This window comes from Pseudomonas sp. H1_F01 (genome assembly GCF_054681425.1).
Genome location: NZ_CP162823.1, coordinates 1,979,208 through 2,001,035 on the forward strand (window position 1 = coordinate 1,979,208; position 21,828 = coordinate 2,001,035).

The window sequence follows — 21,828 nt, forward strand, 5'->3', positions numbered from 1 at the left end:
GCCTAACGCGCGGCTAACGAGTCAATAAAACGCAGAATTCGCGAACCAAGCTCGGCCGCCAGGGGCAGGTTGGGATCCTTGTAGGAGGCCAGTTGCCGTTTCACGTCGTTGGGCACGATGCGCATCACGTGGTTCATGCCCTCGATCAACGCCAGTTCGGCATCGGGCTTGGCGGCTTTCAACTGCCTGGCGTCGTCGACGCTGACCTGGATATCGCTGCTGCCCTGGATGATCAAGGCCGGCATTTTCAACGCCGCGAAGGCCTGGGCCGGGTCCTGGCGGAACAGCGAGATCAGGTAGGGCTGCACGCTGGGGCGGAAAATGACCTGCAGCTGTGCCGGTACGTTGTCATCGAGTCGACCGGCCTTGAGGCTGTCGAGCAGCTCGTTGCTGCGCAACATCAGCGGCGGTGGCAGGCGGTTGCTCAGTTGTTGGCGCAGCACCTGGTCGATCGGTCGGGCGCTGCCAGACAGCGAAATCACCGCCGCCGCGTTGGCCTGGGGCGCGGCGAGGCTGGCGATCAATGCGCCTTCGCTGTGGCCCAGCAGGATCAACGGGCCCAGTCGCGGATCGGCGGCGAGCTTGTGGCTCCAGGCCACGGCATCGGCCACATAGGCCTCGACGCTCAGGTTGCGTTCGTCCGGTGTCGCCGCGAGGCTGGCCGCTACACCGCGTTTGTCATAGCGCACGCTGGCAATGTTGTGTTTGGCCAAGACCCAGGCCAGGCGCTTGAGGCTGTCGTTGCGCCCACCGTCGGGGTTGTTGCCGTCGCGATCTGTAGGACCTGACCCGGAAATGATCAGGACAACCGGCACCGGCGTGTCGGACTTGGGCAGCAACAACGAGCCGAAAAGCTCACCATTGCCCGTATCGAGGCTGATTGGGCGTTGCAGCACCGTGGCCTGGGCCAGGCCGCAAAACAGGCCGGTGAACAAGGTAAGGCTTAAGGCAAGCAGCTTTAACATCATCACGCCATTAGTTGCGAAGGTGCCGGTTGGACTGGTGGCCGCCGATAAGGTTCGAGGATGAACTACGCGGGGAGCCTGCGTATACTGGCGCGCATTACGAATCCAAGGTTGAGTCTCTCAGCGATTTCACGGAGCACCCTGCATGTCCGGCAATACCTACGGCAAGCTGTTCACTGTCACCACCGCGGGCGAAAGCCATGGCCCGGCGTTGGTCGCCATTGTCGACGGCTGCCCGCCGGGCCTGGAGATTTCCCTGGACGACCTGCAGCGTGACCTGGACCGCCGCAAGCCCGGCACCAGCCGCCACACCACCCAGCGCCAGGAAGCCGATGAAGTCGAAATCCTGTCTGGCGTGTTCGAAGGGCGCACCACCGGCTGCGCCATCGGCCTGTTAATCCGCAACACCGACCAGAAGTCCAAGGACTACTCGGCCATCAAGGATCTGTTCCGCCCAGCCCACGCCGACTACACCTACCACCACAAATACGGTGAGCGCGATTACCGTGGCGGCGGTCGCAGCTCGGCGCGGGAAACCGCCATGCGCGTGGCGGCCGGGGCGATCGCCAAGAAGTACCTGGCCAGCCAGGGCATCGTCATTCGTGGCTACATGAGCCAGTTGGGCCCCATCGAAATCCCGTTCAAGACCTGGGACTCGGTGGAACAGAACGCGTTCTTCTGCCCCGACCCGGACAAGGTGCCAGAACTTGAGGCCTACATGGATCAACTGCGTCGGGACCAGGATTCGGTCGGCGCGAAGATCACCGTGGTCGCCGAAGGGGTGATGCCTGGCCTTGGCGAGCCGATCTTCGACCGCCTCGACGCCGAGCTGGCCCACGCGCTGATGAGCATCAATGCGGTGAAAGGCGTGGAGATCGGCGCCGGTTTCGCCTGCGTTGCCCAGCGCGGCACCGAGCACCGTGACGAACTGACCCCGCAAGGTTTCCTGAGCAACAATGCCGGCGGCATCCTCGGTGGCATTTCCTCGGGCCAGCCGATCGTGGCGCACCTGGCCTTGAAGCCAACGTCCAGCATCACCACGCCGGGCCGCTCCATCGACATCCATGGCAACCCGGTGGACGTCATCACCAAGGGCCGTCACGATCCGTGCGTCGGCATCCGCGCCACGCCCATCGCCGAGGCGATGATGGCGATCGTGCTGATGGATCACCTTCTGCGTCATCGCGGCCAGAACGCCGACGTTCGCGTCAGCACTCCGGTGCTGGGGCAGCTTTGATGGTTGGCCTGCCGACCGCCGTGGCCTGACGACCATGGCGGCACTGCCGTACTGGCGGCTCTCCAGTTTCTATCTGTTCTATTTCGCGCTGCTCGGTTCGACGGCGCCGTTCCTGGCGCTGTATTTCGATCACCTGGGGTTCAACGCGGCGCGCATCGGCGAGCTGGTGGCGATTCCCATGTTGATGCGCTGCGTGGCGCCGAACATCTGGGGCTGGCTGGGGGACTACACCGGCCGACGCCTGGCGATCGTGCGGTTTGGCGCGATCTGCACGCTGCTGGCCTTCTCGCTGATCTTCATCGATAAAAGCTACGCCTGGCTGGCGATGGTCATGGCGCTGCATGCGTTCTTCTGGCACGCGGTGTTGCCGCAGTTCGAAGTCATCACCCTGGCCCATCTCGGCGGGCAGGCCTCGCGCTACAGCCAGATCCGCCTGTGGGGCTCCATCGGCTTCATCATCACCGTGGTGGCGCTCGGCCGTTTGTTCGAATGGCTGAGCCTGGACATCTACCCGGTGGCGCTGGTGTTGATCATGGCCGGCATCGTTCTCGCCAGCTTCTGGGTGCCCAACGCCCAGCCACTGCAGGGGCCGCGCGTCGCAGGGGAAGGGTTCCTGCGGCAACTGCGCAACCCTGGCGTGCTGGCGTTCTACACGTGTGTGGGCCTGATGCAGGTGAGCCACGGGCCGTATTACACCTTCCTGACCTTGCACCTCGAACACCTGGGCTACAGTCGCGGGCTGATCGGCCTGCTCTGGGCCCTCGGAGTGGTGGCGGAAGTTTTGGTGTTCCTGCTGATGAGCCGGATCCTGGCGCGGTTTTCCGTGCGCCGGGTACTGCTGGCGAGTTTCCTGCTGGCGGCGTTGCGCTGGTTGTTGTTGGGCTCGCTGGCCGAGTTTCTCTGGGTATTGTTGCTCGCCCAGGTGCTGCACGCGGCGACCTTCGGTAGTTTTCACGCCGCCGCCATCCATTTCGTGCAACGCAGCTTCGGTCCTCGCCAGCAAGGCCAGGGGCAGGCGCTGTATGCGGCGCTGGCCGGTACGGGCGGGGCCTTGGGCGCGTTGTACTCCGGCTATAGCTGGAACGCCTTGGGTGCCAGTTGGACATTCAGCCTCGCCAGCCTCGCGGCTTTCGCGGCAGCCGTTATCATTGCCACACGTATGCAAGAGGACCGGCCATGAGCCTTCGAACCATTAATTTGCTGGAGCCTTTGTCATGAGCAGCCTGTCGGTCTATCACGTTTCGAGCCCAGACATTCCGAACAAAGTGTTGACCCACGTCGAGGACATTGCCGCGACCCTGGCTGAACAAGGTATTCACTTTGCCCGTTGGGAGGCGGCGGTGAAAATCCAGCCGGGTGCCAGTGAGGAGGACATCATTGCGGCTTACCAGGCTCAGATCGATGGGGTGATGACTGAGCGGGGTTATGTTGCGGTCGATGTTGTCAGTGTCAGCAGCGATCAGCCGGAACAGGCTGGGGAGCTCGATGAGTGTCGCCATAGCCAGGATGAAGTGCGGTTTTTCGTTGCCGGTCGTGGCTTGTTTAACCTGCACGTTGGGGATTATGTCTACGCGGTGCTGTGTGAAAGGAATGACTTGATAACGGTGCCTGCTGGTATGCCGCATTGGTTTGACAGGGGGGAGCGGCCGCATTTCGTTACGATTCGTTTGTCTGGTGATTTGCAGGGGTTGGTTGCTGAGGTTACGGGGGATGATATTGCTCGGCGGTTTCCTCGTCTGGAAGACTGACCTGCGTTGGTGGTGCCCTGAGCTTGTGTGTATATCCGTTGCTGCGGTAACGGCTACTTAGGGTTCCGCCCTTACGGCGGGTCACTTTTGGAAGAGCCGGGAGCCGGACCAGCCAAAAGTAACCAAAAGCGCTTTGCCCCACCACTCGGTGCCTCGCTCCAGCATTGCTCCGTGGGCCGCCGCGAAGGGCCATTCATGGCCCAGAGTGTGTAAAAACCCCGAAGCCAACCCTTGCTATGATTCCCCAGGACTTCATCGCAAGGGCTGCCCATGAAACGCTTCATCCAAGGTGAACACCGAGATCAAACTACCTTGCTCCCCGAGAGCTTGGACGACTACGTCAGCGACACCAATCCGGTGCGCGTTGTCGATGTCTTCGTGGATGAGCTCGACCTGATCAGCTTGGGTTTTGACAGCGCTGTCCCCGCTAAAACGGGCCGACCGGCTTACCACCCTGCAGTCATGCTGAAGATCTACATCTACGGCTATCTCAACCGTATCCAGTCAAGCCGGCGCCTTGAGCGCGAGGCGCAGCGCAACGTCGAGCTGATGTGGCTGACCGGTCGCCTGATGCCGGATTTCAAGACCATCGCCAATTTCCGCAAAGACAACGGAAAGGCCATTCGAGGAGTCTGTCGGCAGTTCGTCGTGTTGTGTCAACAATTGGGGCTGTTCTCGGAGCATTTCGTTGCCATCGATGGCAGTAAATTCAAGGCGGTGAACCACCGCGACCGCAATTTCACCAGCGCCAAGCTGAAGCGCCGGATGGAAGAGATCGAATCAAGCATTGCCCGTTATCTGAAGGCGCTGGATGAGGCTGATCGGGAAGAGCCCAAGTCTTCAGGGCCCAAAGGCGGCCTGGAAGAGAAAATCGCCAAATTGAAGGAGCAGATGAAGGCGCTTCAGGCGATTGAAATACAGCTTGAAGCATCGCCGGACAAACAGATCTCGCTAACCGACCCGGACGCGCGCTCGATGATGATGACGAGCGGTCATGGCATCGTGGGCTACAACGTGCAGACAGCAGTCGATACCAAACACCATTTGATCGTTGCGCACGAGGTGACCAATGTCGGTCACGACCGTGATCAGCTTAGCTCGATGGCCCAGCAGGCCCGTGAGGCGATGCAAATCGAATCGTTGTCGGTGGTGGCGGACCGAGGGTATTACAAAAGCGTAGAAATCCTGGCCTGTCACGAGGCAGGGATCACAGCTTATGTGCCGAAAACGCTGAGCTCGCGGGCCAAATTTGATGGCCGTTTCGGCAATGACGAGTTTGTTTACGACGCAGACAAAGATGTCTACGTCTGCCCCGCTAAACAAGTGCTGATCTGGCGCAACTCTTACGTCGACAAGGGCAAGAAGCTGGACGTTTACTGGCACTCCAACTGCCGAGCCTGTTCGATAAAGGCGCAATGCACACCGGCCAGAGAGCGAAAAATTCGGCGCTGGGAACATGAGGCGTTACTGGAGGAAATGCAGGCCCGGCTGAACAATGAGCCGCAGATGATGAACATCCGCAAGCGAACGGTCGAGCACCCCTTCGGGACGCTGAAGCAATGGATGGGAGCGACGCATTTTCTGACACGGCGGCTGGCTGGGGTCAGCACTGAAATGAGCTTGAATGTGCTCGCTTACAATTGGAAAAGAGTGATGAAAATCCTTGGTGCGCAGGGTCTGATGAAGGCGCTGGCGGCCTGAAAGCCTGCCGTTTTGCCCCGTTAATCAAGCTATGAAGCCTTGCTAGCGTTCGTAGGGGCCGCTTGGAGCTACAGGAACCCTTCAGGTTTTAATCAGTTGGCCAACACCTGTCGGCACTACGTGCCGACGATGTTTTTATCGGTTTTTACACACTCTGGGCCCAGCGCGGCTAACCCGGCATCCATGCCGGGTTGCCCACTGTATCGCGAGCAAGCTCGCTCCCACATTGGATCTTCATCAGATACAAAATCCATGTGCACCGCAAAACCTGTGGGAGCGGGCTTGCTCGCGAAGAGGCCGGCACATCCAACATCTTCATCGACTGTGACATCGCCTTCGCGAGCAGGCTCGCTCCCACAATGGGCTGCAGTGAACACAGAACTCATGAACACCCAGGATCCCCTGTGGGAGCGAGCTTGCTCGCGATGAGGCCGGCACATCCAACATCACCGCAAACTGACACATCGCTTTCGCGAGCAAGCTTTGCTCCCACAGATCTAACGGGTGTACGACCAGGAGAGCCAGGTCGGCTGTTAGGCCGCCTCGCGGTGGACGTTGATCTCGGCGCCCCGTTAACCACGCTGGCCGGAGTGAGGGCACACCGAGCCTAGGCGAGGTGCCAAGTGGTGGGGCAGGAGCGTTTTGCTTACTTTTGACTGGGCCGGCTTCCGGGCTTCTCAAAAGTGAGCCGCTGTAAGAGCGGAACCGTCAGCAGCCATTACCGAAGAAACGGATATACACACCGAAGCGGGCTTTCCCAAGGCGCAAAAAAACGGCGCTCCCCATTTCTGAAAGAAGCGCCGTTTTTTCAAGCAAGAGCAAGCAGCTCCGCGTTTTTCCAGCAGGCTCAAGCGCTATGGTAAGTCGGCAAAGCAAACCGATGCTGGCTCTGCAACAAGGTGATCTGTGGCAACTCGCTAGCCTGTTCAGCCAGGTCACGACGAATCGCGCTGATCGCCCAGGACAACTGATCCCCCGCATGCAGTTGAGCGTAGGAAATCGTGCGTTTGAACAGCTTGCCGTCGCTATTACGCAAGGTCAGCAGAATGCCGCCATCCGGGCGGGGCTGGGTGGTCACTTCGTAGTTGGAAAACAGGGACGCAAACTTTTCTTGAATCATGTTCATAGTTGACTGCTCCATGGTATGGCAAACCGTGGAGGGGGAGTTGCACTGTCTGTGCCAGCATTCGGCTTTATATAAAATCCTTTAAAAACAGATAGTTATATTTTTTCTGTATTTTTGATTTCGTGCATCTTGCATGAATAGCCATCGTGCATCCTGCATTTTGCGTGGTCGGGCAATGATTTTTGGAACCAAATCGTTTCCCGGTGCTCGCGCTTCGCCTGTCTCGGGCAGCGGATACAAAACATTGCAAAAACCGCGTGTACAGCGCCGCAATTGCCAGCGTACTTTCGAGCCAAAATCACCTGCTGCCCGATAACAAGAACCGAGACCCACGAGGTCGAACGGGGAAGATCACCATGAGTCGTACACCCAGCGAGGCGATTACCTGGGGCATGATGCTGCGCAAGCTGCCAGCCATTGCCAAAGCCGTCCCCCGGATCGTCAAAGGCATGAAGCTGGCCAACGTCCAGGACCCGACCCAGCCTTGCGGCCTGGGCTGGTGTTTCGAACAGGCCACGCAACGCAATCCCCAGGGCCCGGCACTGCTGTGCGGCGAGACGGTGTTGAGTTATGCACAGGTCAACGCGCAGGCCAATCGCATCGCCCATTACCTGCTGGCCCAGGGCATCGGCAAGGGCGATTGCGTGGCGATATTCATCGAGAACCGGCCACAGCTATTGATCAGCGTGTTGGCAATGGCCAAGGTCGGCGCGGTCAGTGCCATGCTCAACACCTCGCAAACCGGCGATGCGCTGGTGCACAGCCTGGCCCTGGTCAGCCCGGTCGCGGTGGTGGTGGGGGATGAACGGGTCGCGGCCTTCAACGACATACGAGAACGAACCACACTGTCGAGCAGCAGGACCTGGTGGCTGGCGGATCAGGACAGTGCCGATATCCCGTCCGATGCCCCATCCGGTTTCATCGACCTGATGGCTGGCAGCGAGGATTACCCGAGCGATAACCCGGCGTGCAGCCGGCAGGTTTTCTGCAACGACCCGTGTTTTTATCTCTATACCTCGGGCACCACCGGGCTGCCCAAGGCCGGGGTGTTTCGCCATGGTCGCTGGATGCGCACGTCCACCAGCTTCGGCCTGATCGCCTTGGACATGCAGCCCGACGATGTCGTGTATTGCACCTTGCCGCTGTACCACGCCACCGGCCTGTGCGTGTGCTGGGGCGCGGCGATATGTGGGGCCTCGGGGTTCGCGATCCGGCGCAAGTTCAGCGCCAGCCAGTTCTGGAGCGACGTACGCCGTTACCGGGCAACCACGCTGGGGTATGTCGGTGAGTTGTGCCGCTACCTGATCGATCAGCCTGCCGCTGCCGATGACCGTCACCACGGTGTGAAGAAAATGATCGGCAACGGACTGCGCCCCGGGGCTTGGTCGACCTTCAAGAGCCGGTTTGGCATCGACCACATCTGCGAGCTGTATGCCGCCAGCGACGGCAATATCGGTTTCACCAACATCCTGAATTTCGACAACACCATCGGGTTTTCCCTGATGGGCTGGGAGCTGGTGCAGTACGATCATGCCAGCGGCCTGCCGTTGCGCAACCTGCAAGGTCGCATGCAAAAAGTGCCCAGGGGCCAACCGGGTCTGTTGCTGGCGCGGATCGATGAGAAGGCGCCACTGGATGGCTACACCGATCAGGCCTTGACCGAAAAAACCATCTGCCGGGATGTCTTTGCGCCGGGCGATCGTTACTTCAATACCGGAGACCTGTTGCGCAACATTGGTTTCGGGCATGGGCAGTTTGTTGATCGCCTCGGCGACACCTATCGCTGGAAAGGCGAAAACGTCTCCACCACGGAAGTCGAAAATGTGCTGCTGCAACATCCGCAGGTGGCCGAGGCAGTGGCTTATGGCGTGGAGATCAATGGCACCAATGGCCGTGCGGGCATGGCGGCAATCACCCCGTCCGAATCCCTGGCGACCCTGGACTTCAGCGAGTTGTTGCAGTTTTTGCAATGCAAGCTGCCAGCCTATGCCGTGCCGCTGTTCCTGCGCATCAAGGTGAAAATGGACACCACCGGCACCTTCAAGTACCAGAAGACCCGCCTCAAGGCCGAAGCATTCGACCCGTGCGTCACCGGGGATGAGCCGGTCTACGCCTGGTTGCCGGGCACCGATACTTACGTGCGGGTGGATCGGCAGCTGGCAGTTCGGATTCAGGGCGGACAATTGCGTTATTGATTCTGGCTATGACGGGCACAGTGAAAAAAGGGATGACAGCGCCCGGGTCCCTCGTGAAACTAGCCGCTTTGCGAAGAGCCGAGTGGAGTTTCCCATGTCCGATACAAGCCGCCAGATGACCCCGGAAGAGGCTGCGGAGTTTGCCGAACAGGTGTTCAACGTCGCACGCCAGGGTGATGCGGCCATGATGGCTGCGTTGCTGAGCAAGGGCCTGCCGCCCAACCTGCGTAACCACAAGGGCGACACCTTGTTGATGCTGGCCGCTTACCACGGGCATGTGGAAACGGTGAAAGTGTTGCTGGAGCACAAGGCCGATCCGGAAATCCGCAACGACAACGGCCAGAGCCCGATTGCCGGCGCGGCGTTCAAGGGCGACCTGGCAGTGGTTTCGGCGTTGGTCGAGGGCGGCGCGCAAGTGGAAGGCGCCTCCTTCGATGGTCGTACCGCGCTGATGATGGCAGCGATGTTCAACCGCGTGGAAATCGTCGACTACCTGATTGGCAAAGGTGCCGACCCGAAAGCCAAGGATGCCAACGGCGTCTCGGCCCTTGATGCCGCCAAGACCATGGGCGCGGTGGACACCACGGCGCAGTTGGAAAAGTTGTTGGCCTGAAAGACTGTGGGAGCAAAGCTTGCTCGCGATACAGGCACCTCGGTTCCAGAGAGACCGCGTTGTTTTCATCGCGGGCAAGCCTTGCTCCCACAACGCCACAGGTCCTTCTCCAATCCTAATCCGCAAGCGAATGCGTTATCCTGCCCGCCCTCAAAACACCCTTCGCCACAGGATTCACCGCCATGAAAGCCGCCCTCATCGAACTCATCGGTAAAATCAGCTCCGGCTGCCTCGGCGAGGCGGACATCGCGAAAATCGCTGACGAAGCGGCCCAGGCCTACGCCGATACGGCGGTTTTCCTGGCGGCCAACCCCGATATCAACTACGACGACACGTTCCCGATCCCGTTGGGTGAGTGGGTAGTGGTGGGCAGCCTGCCGGACACCGTGCTGTTCCAGGCCGACACCTACGTGGACCTGTTCGAACAGATCGTCGCCTCGTTCGGCCCCGGCGTGGCGTTCAACCTCAAGCCCAAGCAACTGGCGAAAACCGAAGCCCTGACCGCGCTCAACCGCATACAGATCCAGATGAGCAGCCTGAACAAGGAAAACGGTGGCTACGTGCTGATGAACTTCAGCCAGTTGCTCGACGATGAATTGCAGATGGTGCTGGTGTACGGCAACGATGTGCCGCGGGTGCTGGAGCTGTGTGCCGAGGTCGGCATTGCCGCCGCGCCCTCCCTGGAAGCCCTCAAGGTCGCGGTTCACGTCTGAAGCAATAAAACGGAACCCTTGCCTGGGGCCCGCTATCCTAAGTGTGCACATCACCATTTGGGAGCGACACCATGGGTTCCACCTTCAACGGCCTGGTCGGCCTGATCATCCTGGCGCTCGATATCTGGGCGATCATCAATGTACTCAAGAGTGGCGCGGAAACCGGGATGAAAATCCTCTGGGTGCTGCTGATCCTGCTGTTGCCGGTACTGGGCCTGATCATCTGGGCGATTGCCGGGCCGCGTGGCAACGTGCGGATCTGACACGCTCCACCAAAAAGCCCGGGCGCTGAAGGCGACCGGGCTTTTTATGCGTGGGGTATTCAGGCCGTAGCCAGGGACGGCTTGCGCGAGGTGCTCAAGAAGCGCAGCAAGGCCAACAGTGGGAAGGCACTGCCGACGATCACCACCCACAACCAACCGCCGTGTTCGTACACCGCACTGGCAATCGATGAGCCGAAGGCGCCACCGACGAAGATACTGGTCATGTACAGCGCATTCAGTCGGCCGCGACTCTTGGCATCGAGGGCATAGATGGTGCGCTGGCCCAGGACCATGTTCATCTGCACACAGAAATCCAGGACCACGCCAGTCACCGCCAGGCCGATCACGCTGTAGAGCGGATGGATGAATGCCGGCAGGAAACTCAGGCTGGCGAACAACATCGCCAGCAACGAGGCGTTGCGGGTATGGCCGGCATCCGCCAGGCGACCGGCGATGGGCGCGGCGATGGCACCAATGGCACCGACCAGGGCGAACAGCGCGATTTCAGTCTGGGACAGGCCATGGTTACGTGACAGCTCCAGCGGCACGGCGGTCCAGAACAGACTGAACGTGGCGAACATGCAAGCCTGGTAGAACGCCCGTTGCCGCAGCAGCGGTTGCTGGCGCAGCAGGGTACCGAGCGAGCCCAGCAGTTGACCGTAGGTAGCGCTATGGTCGGGCTGGCGCTTGGGCACGGTCAGCGCCAGGACGATGCTGATGGCGGCCATCAACACGGCGGCGATGATGAACATGGCCCGCCAGCCGAAGTGATCGGCCACGACGCTGGAGACCGGCCGCGCCAGCAGGATCCCCAGCAGCAGACCGCCCATGATCCCACCCACGACCCGCCCCCGGGTTTCTTCCGGCGCCAGGTGCGCGGCCAGCGGAATCAGGACTTGCACCGACACCGAGCTGAACCCCACCAACAGCGAAACCAGCAGGAATACATTCGGTTGATCGGTGAACGCTGCCCCTAACAAACTGGCGATCGCCACCACGGTGGTGATGATCATCAGCCGACGGTTTTCCAGCAAGTCCCCCAGTGGCACCAGGAAAAACAGGCCAAGGGCATAACCGATCTGGGTCAGCGAGACGATCAGGCTGGCCATGGTGCTGCTCAGGCCGACGTCGGGTGCGATCAGTTCGATGATGGGTTGGGCGTAGTAGATGTTGGCGACGATGGCGCCGCAGCAGAAGGCGAAGAGCAGGACCATGCCGCGGGTCAGGGGGCTGCCGGGCGAGGTAGGTGAATGAGCACTCATGGCAATCTCGTCAGTGAACAGGAAAGATGGCGCGAGGCTAAAGCGTTATGGGGCCCTGGAACAGGGCTTGTGGTTGATATCAGACATGCTTGCAGTTGATGATGGGACGCACAAGGACGCTGGGAAGATTTTGTGGCAAGGGGATCTGAGGGAGCAAAGCTTGTGTGGTCGGGGCAAGCTTGTGTGGGAGCAAGGCTTGCCCGCGATACAGGCACCTCGGTTCCAGAGGCCCCGCGCTGTTTTCATCGCGAGCAAGCTTTGCTCCCACAGATCCCCTCGCCACAGGATCGCGTACAGCTTGTCCTCTCTTATTGCCCGCTGTAGATCTGGTCGAAAACCCCACCGTCATTGAAGTGAGTCTTCTGCACCGTGCGCCAGTCGCCGAAGGTTTTTTCCACCGACAGGAAGTCCACTTTCGGGAAGCGGTCGGTGTATTTGGCCAGTACCGCCGGATCCCGTGGGCGCAGGTAGTTGGCGGCGGCGATTTCCTGGCCTTCGGGCGACCACAGGTACTTGAGGTAGGCCTCGGCGGCTTCGCGGGAGCCTTTTTTCTCGACAACCTTGTCGACCACGCTGACCGGCGGCTCGGCCTCGGCGGAAACGCTCGGGTAGATCACTTCGAACTGGTCGCGACCGAATTCGCGGGCGATCATTTCCGCTTCGTTCTCAAAGGTCACCAGCACGTCGCCGATCTGGTTGGTCATGAAGGTGGTCGTCGCGGCGCGACCGCCGGTGTCCAGTACCGGCGCTTGCTTGAACAGCTTGCCGACGAAGTCCTTGGCCTTGTTCTCGTCACCGCCATTCTTCAGCACATAACCCCAAGCCGAGAGGTAGGTGTAGCGACCGTTGCCGGAGGTTTTCGGGTTGGGCACGATCACCTGCACACCGTCCTTGAGCAGGTCGGGCCAGTCTTTCAAGGCTTTCGGGTTGCCTTTGCGTACGATGAACACCGTGGCCGAGGTGAACGGCGCGCTGTTGTTCGGCAGGCGGGTGACCCAGTTCTCGGGCACCAGTTTGCCATTGTCCGCCAAGGCGTTGATGTCGGTGGCCATGTTCATGGTGATGACATCCGCCGGCAGGCCGTCGATCACCGAGCGCGCCTGCTTGCTGGAGCCGCCGAACGACATCTGCACGGTGATGTTTTCGTTGTGCTCGGCCTGCCAGTGCTTCTGGAAGGCTGCGTTGTAGTCCTTGTAGAAATCGCGCATCACGTCGTAGGAAACGTTGAGCAGGGTCGGGGCGGCGTGGGCGAGGCTGCCGAAGGTCAGGCCGACGGCGAGAAGTGAGGCGCCAAAGAAGTTCTTCACAGCGAATTCCTTTTTATTCGAACGGGGGTTCCGGGCAATTAGCCAGCACACTAGCTGCAAGCCTATAGACCTTCAAGCATCAAAAAGTGCTTTGCTTATTCCAATTTCTTAAACAGCGCATTGCCACAACGGGAGCAGAAAGCAGCACCGTGTTCGTGGTTGTTTTTGCTGCACACCGGGCAATCATGCTGGAGCTGGTCGCCGCGCATGGCGGTGGCCAGTTCAGCGGTGAAAATGCCCGTCGGCACGGCGATGATCGAATAACCGGTGATCATCACCAGGGACGACACCACCTGGCCCAGTGGCGTCTTGGGCACGATGTCGCCGAAGCCCACGGTTGTGAGTGTCACGATAGCCCAATAGATGCCTTTGGGGATGCTGGTGAAGCCATTCCCAGGGCCTTCGATGACGTACATCAGCGTGCCGAAGACGGTCACCAGGGTCGAGACGCTGAGCAGGAACACGATGATTTTCTGCTTGCTTCCCCGCAGCGCCGCCATCAGGTAGTTGGCTTGCCTGAGGTAGGGACTGAGCTTAAGCACCCGGAAAATCCGCAGCATCCGGATGATCCGAATGATCAACAGGTATTGGGCATCGCTGTAGTACAGAGCCAGGATCCCCGGCACGATCGCCAGCAGATCCACCAGGCCATAGAAACTGAAGGCATAGCGCAGCGGCTTGGGCGAGCAGTACAGGCGCAGGCCGTACTCGACGATGAAGACGAAGGTGAAGCCCCACTCGATACCGGCCAGCAGGGCCGCGTAATTTTTGTGCACGCTATCGATGCTGTCGAGCATCACGATCACCAGGCTGGCGAGGATGATCAACAGCAAGGTGCTATCGAAGCGCCGGCCGGCCACGGTGTCGGCCTGGAAAATGATCACGTAGAGGCGTTCACGCCAATTGTTGCTGCTTTGCATAATCTTCGCCTGAACCGGAATCAGCGAAGCCTAGGGCGATTGCCCTGCAGAGCGCAAGGCGCGCTGTCGAGGCTGGCTTGGCGCCACGCCCGGCCGGTGGCCTGGATCAACCAGCAGGTGAGGATGAACGGTGCCGTCAGGGGAGGCAGGCCGAGGGCGATAAAACCTGGGGTAAGCATGACCGCCAGGAGAATGCCCGCCAGCGGCAGCCAGGCTTGGCGGCGCTGTTGGCTGAGGGCCAGCGCCACCAACACCGGGTTGTAACCGCCAAGGCCGCAAAGAGCGGTTGCGTTTTCATGTTGCGACAAGGCGAAGGCCAGGCCGGCGGCGGAACCGAACAACGCCCAAGCAGCGGCACGACGGTCGGCCAGCAGCAGACCCGCCGCGATCAGCGCACCCGCCGCCGGATGGCCGAGAAACATGACCTGGCCCAGCCCGCTCAAATGCGCGGCCAACAGGTTGGGTACTGTCATTTCAATCGAGGTGGTTGGGGACGGCGGCAGGGTGAGACTCACCAGCAGCCAAGCCAACCCTACAAAAGGCGCGGTGTAGGCGGGCAGGCATCGAGGGCCACGGGTGCGCTTGAGCCATTGCTGGGTCAGCATCGCGCTGAGACCGCCTGCCGCGATGATCAACGGTGGCAACAGGACGGACCAGGGCAACGCGAGGCTCAGCAGCAAGCCCAGCAGAATGCCGTTGTAGCTGAACAGCCCGGCTTGCCGGTCGGCCTTGGCGTAACCGCGTCGCTGGGCCGTGAGCAACCCGGCCACCCCACCCAGCAACGCGCCGCCGAACAGGGCGGGCGCAGTGAGCAGAATCGCCAGCAGGCACAGCAGGCCGCACAACGGATGGCGCTGTAGGAAGATCTGGCTGAAGCCGTTGAGCAGGGCGGTGGCCCAGTCGGGGCAGTGGGTGTTGGGCATGGTTGATATATCTGATGGACCGAGTTGCCCTCATCGCGAGCAGGCTCGCTCCCACAAGGGTTTTGTGGTCGCCGCAAATCCAGTGTGGGAGCGAGCTTGCTCGCGAAGGGGCCAGTACAGGCGCTAGATCAACGTCTCAATGCGCAACGAATTGGTCGACCCCGGCTGCCCGAACGGCACGCCCGCAGTAATCAGCAAGGTATCGCCGCGCTGGGCCATGCCTTGGGCCTGGGCGATTTCCAGGGCCGTGGAACAGACTTCATCCACTTGCTTCAACCGATCGTTGACCACCGAGTGCACGCCCCAGGCCACCGTCAGGCGGCGAGCGGCCTGCAGGTTCGGCGTGAGGTTGAGGATCGGCACCGTAGGCCGTTCCCGCGCCGCTCGCAGGCTGGAACTGCCCGATTCGCTGTAGTTCACCAGCACCGCCACCGGCAGCACATTGCTGATACGGCGGATCGCGCAACTGATCGCATCCGACACTGTGGCCTCGGCTTTCGGCCGGCTGACGTCCAATTGCGCCTGGTAGTCGGGGCCGTTTTCCACTTGGCGGATGATCTTGCTCATCATCTGCACGGCTTCGAGGGGGTAATCCCCTGAAGCGGTTTCCGCCGACAGCATCACCGCGTCGGCCCCTTCGGCCACGGCGTTGGCCACGTCGGTGACTTCGGCGCGGGTGGGTGCCGGGGAGAAACGCATCGATTCGAGCATCTGGGTCGCCACCACCACCGGTTTGCCGAGGGCGCGGCAGGTGCCGATGATGTTCTTCTGGATCTGCGGCACGCTCTCGGCCGGGACTTCGACACCCAGGTCCCCGCGAGCAACCATGATCGCGTCGCTCAATTCGGCGATTTCCCGTAGTTGGGTCACCGCCGATGGTTTCTCGATTTTCGCCATCAGGAACGCCTTGTCGCCGATCAGCGCCCGGGCCTCGCGGATGTCCTCGGGTCGCTGGACGAACGACAATGCCACCCAGTTCACGCCCAGCTCCAGGCCGAAACTCAAGTCGCGCCGGTCCTTGGCGGTCAAAGGACTCAGGTCGAGCACGGCCTGGGGGACGTTCACGCCTTTGCGGTCCGACAGCTCACCGCCGTTGAGCACCTCGGTGTCGATGGCGTCGCTGTGCCTGGCGGTCACGCGCAGGCGCAATTTGCCGTCGTCCAGCAGCAGGTCCATGCCGGGCTCCAGGGCCGCGATGATCTCCGGGTGAGGCAGGTTGACCCGGCGTTGATCGCCGGGCGTCGGGTCCAGATCCAGACGCAGGGCCTGGCCGCGTTGCAGCAGGACCTTGCCGTCGGCGAACCGGCCGACCCGCAGCTTCGGGCCTTGCAGGTCCATCAGGATGCCCAGCGGGTAATTGAGCTGCTGCTCGACCTCGCGAATCCACTGGTAGCGCTGGTCGTGATCGGCATGCTCGCCGTGGCTGAAGTTCAGGCGGAAGATGTTCACGCCGGCCTGTACCAGCGCGCGGATGTCATCGATGCCGCGGGTGGCGGGGCCGAGAGTCGCGAGGATCTTGACCTTTTTATCAGGCGTCATGTTTGGGGTTCTCGAGGATCAGGATGGCGCGAAAGTCGTTGACGTTGGTGCGGGTCGGTTCGGTGACGATCAGCGCATCCAGGGCGGCGAAGTAGCCGTAGCCATTGTTGTTGTCCAACTCGTCGCTGGCGCACAGGCCCAGCTCGGCGGCGCGGCGATAACTGTCCGGGGTCATGAGGGCACCGGCGTTGTCTTCGGAACCGTCGATGCCGTCGGTGTCGCCGGCCAGCGCGTAGATGCCGGGATGACCCTTGAGGCTGTCAGTCAGGCTCAGCAGGAATTCGGCATTGCGCCCGCCACGACCGTCGCCGCGCACGGTGACGGTGGTTTCGCCGCCGGAGAGGATCACGCACGGCGCCGCCAGTGGCTGGCCGTGCAGGGCGATTTGCCGGGCGATGCCGGCGTGGACTTTCGCCACCTCCCGGGATTCGCCTTCCAGGTCACCGAGGATCAACGGGCTGAAACCGGCCTGGCGCGCCTTCACTGCCGCGGCCTCCAATGACTGCTGGGGGCGGGCGATCAATTGGAAGTGGTTGCGGGCCAGGCTCGGGTCGCCGGGCTTGACGGTTTCCGATGCTGGACTTTGCAACCAGTTGCGCACCGAGGCCGGCACCTCGATCCGGTAGCGCTGCAGAATCGCCAGGGCTTCGGCCGACGTGCTGGGGTCGGCCACGGTAGGGCCGGAGGCAATGACCGTGGCAAGATCCCCGGGCACATCGGAAATCGCGTAGGTGTACACCGTCGCCGGCCAGCAGGCCTTGCCCAGGCGCCCGCCCTTGATCGCCGAGAGGTGCTTGCGCACGCAATTCATTTCGCCGATGGTCGCGCCGGACTTGAGCAAGGCTTTGTTGATCGATTGCTTGTCGGCCAGGGTGATGCCTTCGGCGGGCAAGGCCAACAGGGCAGAACCGCCGCCGGACAGCAGGAAGATCACCCGGTCGTCTTCGCTGAGGTTGCTGACCATTTCCAGCACCCGCCGGGCCACGGCCAAGCCGGCGGCGTCAGGCACCGGGTGGGCGGCTTCCACTATTTCGATTTTCTGGCAGGGCGCGCCATGGCCGTAGCGGGTCACCACCAGGCCAGACACTTCGCCCTGCCAGCAGCGCTCGACCACTTGCGCCATGGCTGCCGCGGCCTTGCCGGCACCGATGACGATCACCCGACCGCTGCGGCCGCTGGGCAGGTAGCGTTCAAGGACGTGTTGCGGATGGGCCGCGTCGATGGCTGTGGCAAACAGCTCGCGCAGCAGTTGTTGCGGATCGACCGACATGGCGGGCTCCCGGTTTTTATTATTAGTGTTGATGCGGACCCTGTGGGAGCGAGCAAGCTCGCTTCCACAGGGGGGAGTGCAGGGCTTATTTGTCGCGGATGGAGAAATTGGCCATATGCTCCAACCCCTTGATCAACGCGGAGTGATCCCAGTTGCTGCCACCAATGGCCGCGCAGGTGCTGAACACTTGTTGGGCGTTGGCGGTGTTGGGCAGGTTGATGTTCAGTTCCCTGGCGCCTTGCAGGGCCAGGTTCAGGTCCTTCTGGTGCAGGCTGATGCGGAAGCCTGGATCGAAGGTGCCCTTGATCATGCGTTCGCCGTGCACTTCGAGGATCTTCGACGAAGCGAAACCGCCCATCAGCGCTTCACGGACCTTGGCCGGGTCGGCACCGTTTTTCGAAGCGAACAACAAAGCCTCGGCCACGGCCTGGATGTTCAGGGCAACGATGATCTGGTTCGCGACTTTGGCGGTCTGGCCATCGCCGTTGCCGCCCACCAGGGTGATGTTCTTGCCCATGGCCTGGAACAGCGGCAGGGCGCGCTCGAAGGCGGCGCTGTCGCCACCGACCATGATGCTCAGGGTCGCGGCCTTGGCGCCGACTTCACCGCCGGACACCGGGGCATCAAGGTACTGCGCGCCTTTTTCATTGATCTTCGCCGCGAAGGCCTTGGTGGCGGTGGGGGAGATCGAACTCATGTCGATCACCACCTTGCCCGCGCCCACGCCCGCCGCCACGCCGTCGGCGCGGAACAGCACGTCTTCGACCTGCGGGGTGTCCGGGACCATGACGATGATGAACTCGGCTTCCTGGGCCACTTCCTTTGGGTTGGCCAATGCCACTGCGCCACCGGCCAGCAGATCGGCCGGGGCCGGGTCGTGGTGCTGGGACAGGAGCAGGCTGTGACCGGCCTTTTGCAGGTTCAATGCCATGGGGTGGCCCATGATGCCGGTGCCGATGAATCCGATTTTAGCCATGGGGAAATCCTCTTGTTGTTATCGCTGCTTCAGGCAAATGGGGGAATGCTTTCCTGTGGGAGCGAGCTTGCTCGCGATAGCGGTGGTCAGTGCCGGTGATGTTGGCTGTACCGACGTCATCGCGAGCAAGCTCGCTCCCACAAGGGGAGGAGTTGGGTCAGATCGCGTTATGGGTTTTCAGCCAGCCCAGGCCCGCTTCGGTGGTGGTCAGCGGCTTGTATTCGCAGCCGACCCAACCCGTGTAGCCGATGCGGTCCAGGTGTTCGAACAGGAAGCGATAGTTGATCTCGCCCGTGCCCGGCTCATTGCGGCCCGGGTTGTCCGCCAGTTGCACGTGGTTGATCTCGCCCAGGTGCGCTGACAGGGTCCGGGCCAGGTCACCTTCCATGATCTGCATGTGGTAGATGTCGTATTGCAGGAACAGGTTGGCGCTGCCCACCTGCTCGCGGATCGACAGGGCCTGGGCGGTGTTGTTCAGGTAGAAGCCTGGAATGTCGCGGGTGTTGATGGCTTCCATTACCAGCTTGATGCCTTTGGCCTGTAGCTTCTCGGCGGCGTATTTCAGGTTGGCGACGAAGGTTTTCTCCACCAGGGTTTCAGAGCAGTTCTGCGGACGAATCCCCGAGAGGCAGTTGACCTGGGTGTTGCCCAGCACCTGGGCGTAGGCGATGGCCAGGTCGACACCGGCGCGGAATTCCTCGACCCGGTCCGGCAGGCAGGCAATGCCGCGCTCGCCCTTGGCCCAGTCACCGGCCGGCAGGTTGAACAGCACCTGGGTCAGGCCATTGGCGTCGAGCAAGGCCTTGAGTTCGGCGGAGCTGTAGTCATAGGGGAACAGGTATTCGACGCCACTGAACCCAGCCTTGGCGGCGGCTTCGAAACGGGCGAGGAAATCCTGCTCGGTGAACAGCATGGACAGGTTGGCGGCGAAACGCGGCATGGTGGTCTCCTGTAGATAGTTGGCAGGCCCCCTGTGGGAGCGAGCTTGCTCGCGATAGCGGTGTGTCTGCTTGCATCCATGTTGAATGTAGCGCCGTCATCGCGAGCAAGCTCGCTCCCACAGGGACGCCGTTCGGTCAGTCGAGTAGCGAAATGGCAGTCGGGGCATCGTTGCCCACAAGCGCCAGATCTTCAAACTCATTGACGGCGTTGATCTCGGTGCCCATGGAAATGTTGGTCACCCGTTCCAGGATGATCTCGACGATCACCGGCACCTTGAACTCCTCGATCATCGCCTGGGCCTGGCGCAGGGCCGGCTGGATACCGGACGGCTCGAACACTCGCAACGCCTTGCACCCCAGGCCTTCGGCCACGGCAATGTGGTCCACGCCATAGCCGTTGAGCTCCGGTGCGTTGAGGTTGTCGAAGGACAGCTGCACGCAGTAGTCCATGTCGAACCCGCGCTGGGCCTGGCGAATCAAACCCAGGTAGGAGTTGTTCACCACGACGTGGATGTAGGGCAGCTTGAACTGCGCACCCACCGCCAGCTCTTCGATCATGAACTGGAAGTCATAGTCACCCGACAGCGCCACGACCTTGCGGCTCGGGTCGGCCTTGACCACCCCCAGCGCGGCCGGAATGGTCCAGCCCAAAGGACCTGCCTGGCCGCAGTTGATCCAGTGGCGTGGCTTGTAGACGTGGAGGAACTGCGCCCCGGCGATCTGCGACAGGCCAATGGTGCTGACGTAGCAGGTGTCCTTGCCGAACACCTGGTTCATTTCTTCGTACACCCGCTGTGGCTTGACCGGCACGTTGTCGAAGTGCGTCTTGCGTTGCAGGCTGGCCTTGCGCTGCTGGCAGTCTTGCAACCAGGCGTCGCGGTTTTTCAGCTTGCCGGCGGCTTGCCATTCACGAGCCACTTCGATGAACACCGTCAGGGCCGAGGCGGCGTCGGAAACGATGCCCAGGTCGGGAGTGAACACGCGGCCGATCTGGGTCGGCTCGATGTCCACGTGAATGAACGTGCGGCCTTCGGTATAGACATCCACCGAACCGGTATGGCGGTTGGCCCAGCGGTTGCCGACGCCCAGCACCACGTCCGACTTGAGCAAGGTTGCGTTGCCATAGCGATGGGAGGTTTGCAGGCCGACCATGCCGACCATCAGCGGATGATCGTCGGGGATGGTGCCCCAGCCCATCAAGGTCGGGATGACGGGAATGCCGGTCAGCTCGGCGAACTCCACCAGCAGTTCGCTGGCGTCGGCGTTGATGATGCCGCCGCCAGCCACCAGCAATGGACGTTCAGCCTGATTGAGCATCGCCAGGGCTTTCTCGATCTGCACGCGGTTGGCCGCGGGTTTGGCCAGGGGCAGTGGCTGGTAGGCGTCGATGTCGAATTCGATCTCGGCCATCTGCACGTCGAACGGCAGGTCGATCAGCACCGGGCCCGGACGGCCGGAGCGCATCTCAAAGAACGCCTTCTGGAAGGCATACGGCACCTGGCCCGGCTCCAGCACGGTGGTTGCCCACTTGGTCACGGGTTTGACGATGCTGGTGATATCCACTGCCTGGAAGTCTTCCTTGTGCATACGGGCGCGGGGCGCTTGCCCGGTGATGCACAGGATCGGGATCGAATCGGCCGAGGCGCTGTAGAGCCCGGTCACCATGTCGGTGCCGGCCGGGCCCGAGGTGCCGATGCACACACCGATATTGCCGGCCTTGGTGCGGGTGTAGCCCTCGGCCATGTGCGAGGCGCCTTCAACGTGGCGAGCAAGGACGTGATCGATGCCACCCACCTTCTGCAGGGCGGAGTACAGCGGGTTGATCGCGGCACCCGGAATACCGAAGGCGGTGTCCACGCCTTCACGGCGCATTACCAGGACTGCGGCTTCGATTGCTCTCATTTTGCTCATTGTTTTGTGCCTCTTACGTTTTGTAATTGTATACAAGTGGCTTTGCGCAGAGTGTATTCACGGCAAACGGCGCAGGTCAATCCATTTCCTCAAGCATCTGTTTCATTCGTCGGAAGGCCAGGTTTTGCTGCGGCCTTTCATCGATCAAGGTGCTTTGTGAAAATTATTGTATACAAAAATATGTTTTGTTGTGTTCTATTTGTTGTGTTCGGTTTTTC

The 21,828-nt window shown here is 61.3% G+C and carries 19 protein-coding genes; 8 read left to right on the forward strand and 11 right to left on the reverse strand.

From position 1 onward, the window contains the following. Positions 1-2: 2 nt before the first annotated feature. Positions 3-968 carry an alpha/beta hydrolase gene (locus AB4O09_RS09105; RefSeq protein WP_003204487.1) on the reverse strand — a complete coding sequence of 322 codons (966 nt, stop codon included), beginning with the start codon at positions 966-968 and terminating at the stop codon, positions 3-5. 142 nt (positions 969-1,110) lie between these two features. Between AB4O09_RS09105 and aroC the strand changes: the two genes are divergently transcribed. The 4 genes from aroC (at position 1,111) to AB4O09_RS09125 (ending at position 5,651) form a co-directional block, all read left to right on the forward strand. Then, positions 1,111-2,202, forward strand: a complete 1,092-nt coding sequence (gene aroC, locus AB4O09_RS09110; protein ID WP_003204486.1) for a chorismate synthase — start codon at positions 1,111-1,113, stop codon at positions 2,200-2,202. Between the two features lie 34 nt (positions 2,203-2,236). Next, entirely contained in the window at positions 2,237-3,382 is a 1,146-nt protein-coding gene (locus tag AB4O09_RS09115; protein ID WP_003204484.1) for an MFS transporter, read from the forward strand. Between the two features lie 34 nt (positions 3,383-3,416). Continuing rightward, entirely contained in the window at positions 3,417-3,950 is a 534-nt protein-coding gene (locus tag AB4O09_RS09120; protein WP_013694037.1) for an acireductone dioxygenase, read from the forward strand. A 270-nt stretch (positions 3,951-4,220) separates the two neighbouring features. After that, a complete protein-coding gene (locus AB4O09_RS09125) occupies positions 4,221-5,651 on the forward strand; it encodes an IS1182 family transposase (protein WP_123487477.1) in 1,431 nt (476 codons plus the stop codon). Positions 5,652-6,498: 847 nt separating this feature from the next. On the opposite strand, the gene AB4O09_RS09130 is transcribed toward AB4O09_RS09125, so the two are convergent. Beyond that, on the reverse strand, positions 6,499-6,777 hold the full coding sequence (locus AB4O09_RS09130; protein ID WP_003204481.1) for a DUF3509 domain-containing protein: 279 nt from the start codon (positions 6,775-6,777) through the stop codon (positions 6,499-6,501). Positions 6,778-7,133: 356 nt separating this feature from the next. Here AB4O09_RS09130 and AB4O09_RS09135 point away from each other — a divergent pair, with 356 nt between their 5' ends. The 4 genes from AB4O09_RS09135 (at position 7,134) to AB4O09_RS09150 (ending at position 10,561) form a co-directional block, all read left to right on the forward strand. Beyond that, positions 7,134-8,972, forward strand: coding sequence for a long-chain-acyl-CoA synthetase (locus tag AB4O09_RS09135; protein ID WP_460108114.1), 1,839 nt, complete (start codon positions 7,134-7,136; stop codon positions 8,970-8,972). Positions 8,973-9,066: 94 nt separating this feature from the next. Then, on the forward strand, positions 9,067-9,585 hold the full coding sequence (locus AB4O09_RS09140; protein ID WP_003204479.1) for an ankyrin repeat domain-containing protein: 519 nt from the start codon (positions 9,067-9,069) through the stop codon (positions 9,583-9,585). A gap of 182 nt (positions 9,586-9,767) precedes the next feature. Further along, complete coding sequence (locus AB4O09_RS09145) at positions 9,768-10,298, forward strand: hypothetical protein (protein WP_003204477.1); 531 nt, start codon at positions 9,768-9,770, stop codon at positions 10,296-10,298. A 71-nt stretch (positions 10,299-10,369) separates the two neighbouring features. Next, complete coding sequence (locus tag AB4O09_RS09150) at positions 10,370-10,561, forward strand: PLDc N-terminal domain-containing protein (RefSeq protein ID WP_003204476.1); 192 nt, start codon at positions 10,370-10,372, stop codon at positions 10,559-10,561. A gap of 59 nt (positions 10,562-10,620) precedes the next feature. Here AB4O09_RS09150 and AB4O09_RS09155 read toward each other — a convergent pair whose 3' ends face one another. The 9 genes from AB4O09_RS09155 to gcl all read right to left on the reverse strand — a co-directional run bounded on the left by AB4O09_RS09155 (position 10,621) and on the right by gcl (position 21,610). After that, positions 10,621-11,823: an MFS transporter gene (locus AB4O09_RS09155; RefSeq protein WP_003204475.1), complete on the reverse strand. Its 1,203-nt coding sequence runs from the start codon at positions 11,821-11,823 to the stop codon at positions 10,621-10,623. A 308-nt stretch (positions 11,824-12,131) separates the two neighbouring features. Next, on the reverse strand, positions 12,132-13,130 hold the full coding sequence (locus AB4O09_RS09160; RefSeq protein ID WP_003204473.1) for a sulfate ABC transporter substrate-binding protein: 999 nt from the start codon (positions 13,128-13,130) through the stop codon (positions 12,132-12,134). A gap of 95 nt (positions 13,131-13,225) precedes the next feature. Continuing rightward, positions 13,226-14,050 (reverse strand): ion transporter, encoded by an 825-nt coding sequence (locus AB4O09_RS09165; protein WP_460108117.1) that lies wholly within the window; start codon positions 14,048-14,050, stop codon positions 13,226-13,228. A gap of 20 nt (positions 14,051-14,070) precedes the next feature. Next, on the reverse strand, positions 14,071-14,973 hold the full coding sequence (locus AB4O09_RS09170) for an urea transporter (RefSeq protein ID WP_003204470.1): 903 nt from the start codon (positions 14,971-14,973) through the stop codon (positions 14,071-14,073). 123 nt (positions 14,974-15,096) lie between these two features. Then, complete coding sequence (pyk, locus tag AB4O09_RS09175) at positions 15,097-16,512, reverse strand: pyruvate kinase (RefSeq protein WP_460108120.1); 1,416 nt, start codon at positions 16,510-16,512, stop codon at positions 15,097-15,099. Further along, positions 16,502-17,782, reverse strand: a complete 1,281-nt coding sequence (locus tag AB4O09_RS09180) for a glycerate kinase type-2 family protein (RefSeq protein WP_027911523.1) — start codon at positions 17,780-17,782, stop codon at positions 16,502-16,504. The genes pyk and AB4O09_RS09180 overlap by 11 nt, the downstream gene beginning before the upstream one ends. A gap of 85 nt (positions 17,783-17,867) precedes the next feature. Next, entirely contained in the window at positions 17,868-18,758 is an 891-nt protein-coding gene (locus tag AB4O09_RS09185; RefSeq protein ID WP_003204466.1) for a 2-hydroxy-3-oxopropionate reductase, read from the reverse strand. Positions 18,759-18,915: 157 nt separating this feature from the next. Then, positions 18,916-19,698, reverse strand: a complete 783-nt coding sequence (gene hyi / locus AB4O09_RS09190) for a hydroxypyruvate isomerase (RefSeq protein ID WP_003204464.1) — start codon at positions 19,696-19,698, stop codon at positions 18,916-18,918. Between the two features lie 136 nt (positions 19,699-19,834). After that, positions 19,835-21,610 carry a glyoxylate carboligase gene (gene gcl, locus AB4O09_RS09195; protein WP_003204462.1) on the reverse strand — a complete coding sequence of 592 codons (1,776 nt, stop codon included), beginning with the start codon at positions 21,608-21,610 and terminating at the stop codon, positions 19,835-19,837. Positions 21,611-21,828: the final 218 nt, after the last annotated feature.

What these genes read in the sequence shown, in the direction of transcription:
- AB4O09_RS09105 (WP_003204487.1), bottom strand. Translation starts at nt 968, where the DNA reads ATGATGTTAAAGCTGCTTGCCTTAAGCCTTACCTTGTTCACCGGCCTG.
- aroC (WP_003204486.1), top strand. Translation starts at nt 1,111, where the DNA reads ATGTCCGGCAATACCTACGGCAAGCTGTTCACTGTCACCACCGCGGGC.
- AB4O09_RS09115 (WP_003204484.1), top strand. Translation starts at nt 2,237, where the DNA reads ATGGCGGCACTGCCGTACTGGCGGCTCTCCAGTTTCTATCTGTTCTAT.
- AB4O09_RS09120 (WP_013694037.1), top strand. Translation starts at nt 3,417, where the DNA reads ATGAGCAGCCTGTCGGTCTATCACGTTTCGAGCCCAGACATTCCGAAC.
- AB4O09_RS09125 (WP_123487477.1), top strand. Translation starts at nt 4,221, where the DNA reads ATGAAACGCTTCATCCAAGGTGAACACCGAGATCAAACTACCTTGCTC.
- AB4O09_RS09130 (WP_003204481.1), bottom strand. Translation starts at nt 6,777, where the DNA reads ATGAACATGATTCAAGAAAAGTTTGCGTCCCTGTTTTCCAACTACGAA.
- AB4O09_RS09135 (WP_460108114.1), top strand. Translation starts at nt 7,134, where the DNA reads ATGAGTCGTACACCCAGCGAGGCGATTACCTGGGGCATGATGCTGCGC.
- AB4O09_RS09140 (WP_003204479.1), top strand. Translation starts at nt 9,067, where the DNA reads ATGTCCGATACAAGCCGCCAGATGACCCCGGAAGAGGCTGCGGAGTTT.
- AB4O09_RS09145 (WP_003204477.1), top strand. Translation starts at nt 9,768, where the DNA reads ATGAAAGCCGCCCTCATCGAACTCATCGGTAAAATCAGCTCCGGCTGC.
- AB4O09_RS09150 (WP_003204476.1), top strand. Translation starts at nt 10,370, where the DNA reads ATGGGTTCCACCTTCAACGGCCTGGTCGGCCTGATCATCCTGGCGCTC.
- AB4O09_RS09155 (WP_003204475.1), bottom strand. Translation starts at nt 11,823, where the DNA reads ATGAGTGCTCATTCACCTACCTCGCCCGGCAGCCCCCTGACCCGCGGC.
- AB4O09_RS09165 (WP_460108117.1), bottom strand. Translation starts at nt 14,050, where the DNA reads ATGCAAAGCAGCAACAATTGGCGTGAACGCCTCTACGTGATCATTTTC.
- AB4O09_RS09170 (WP_003204470.1), bottom strand. Translation starts at nt 14,973, where the DNA reads ATGCCCAACACCCACTGCCCCGACTGGGCCACCGCCCTGCTCAACGGC.
- pyk (WP_460108120.1), bottom strand. Translation starts at nt 16,512, where the DNA reads ATGACGCCTGATAAAAAGGTCAAGATCCTCGCGACTCTCGGCCCCGCC.
- AB4O09_RS09180 (WP_027911523.1), bottom strand. Translation starts at nt 17,782, where the DNA reads ATGTCGGTCGATCCGCAACAACTGCTGCGCGAGCTGTTTGCCACAGCC.
- AB4O09_RS09185 (WP_003204466.1), bottom strand. Translation starts at nt 18,758, where the DNA reads ATGGCTAAAATCGGATTCATCGGCACCGGCATCATGGGCCACCCCATG.
- hyi (WP_003204464.1), bottom strand. Translation starts at nt 19,698, where the DNA reads ATGCCGCGTTTCGCCGCCAACCTGTCCATGCTGTTCACCGAGCAGGAT.
- gcl (WP_003204462.1), bottom strand. Translation starts at nt 21,610, where the DNA reads ATGAGCAAAATGAGAGCAATCGAAGCCGCAGTCCTGGTAATGCGCCGT.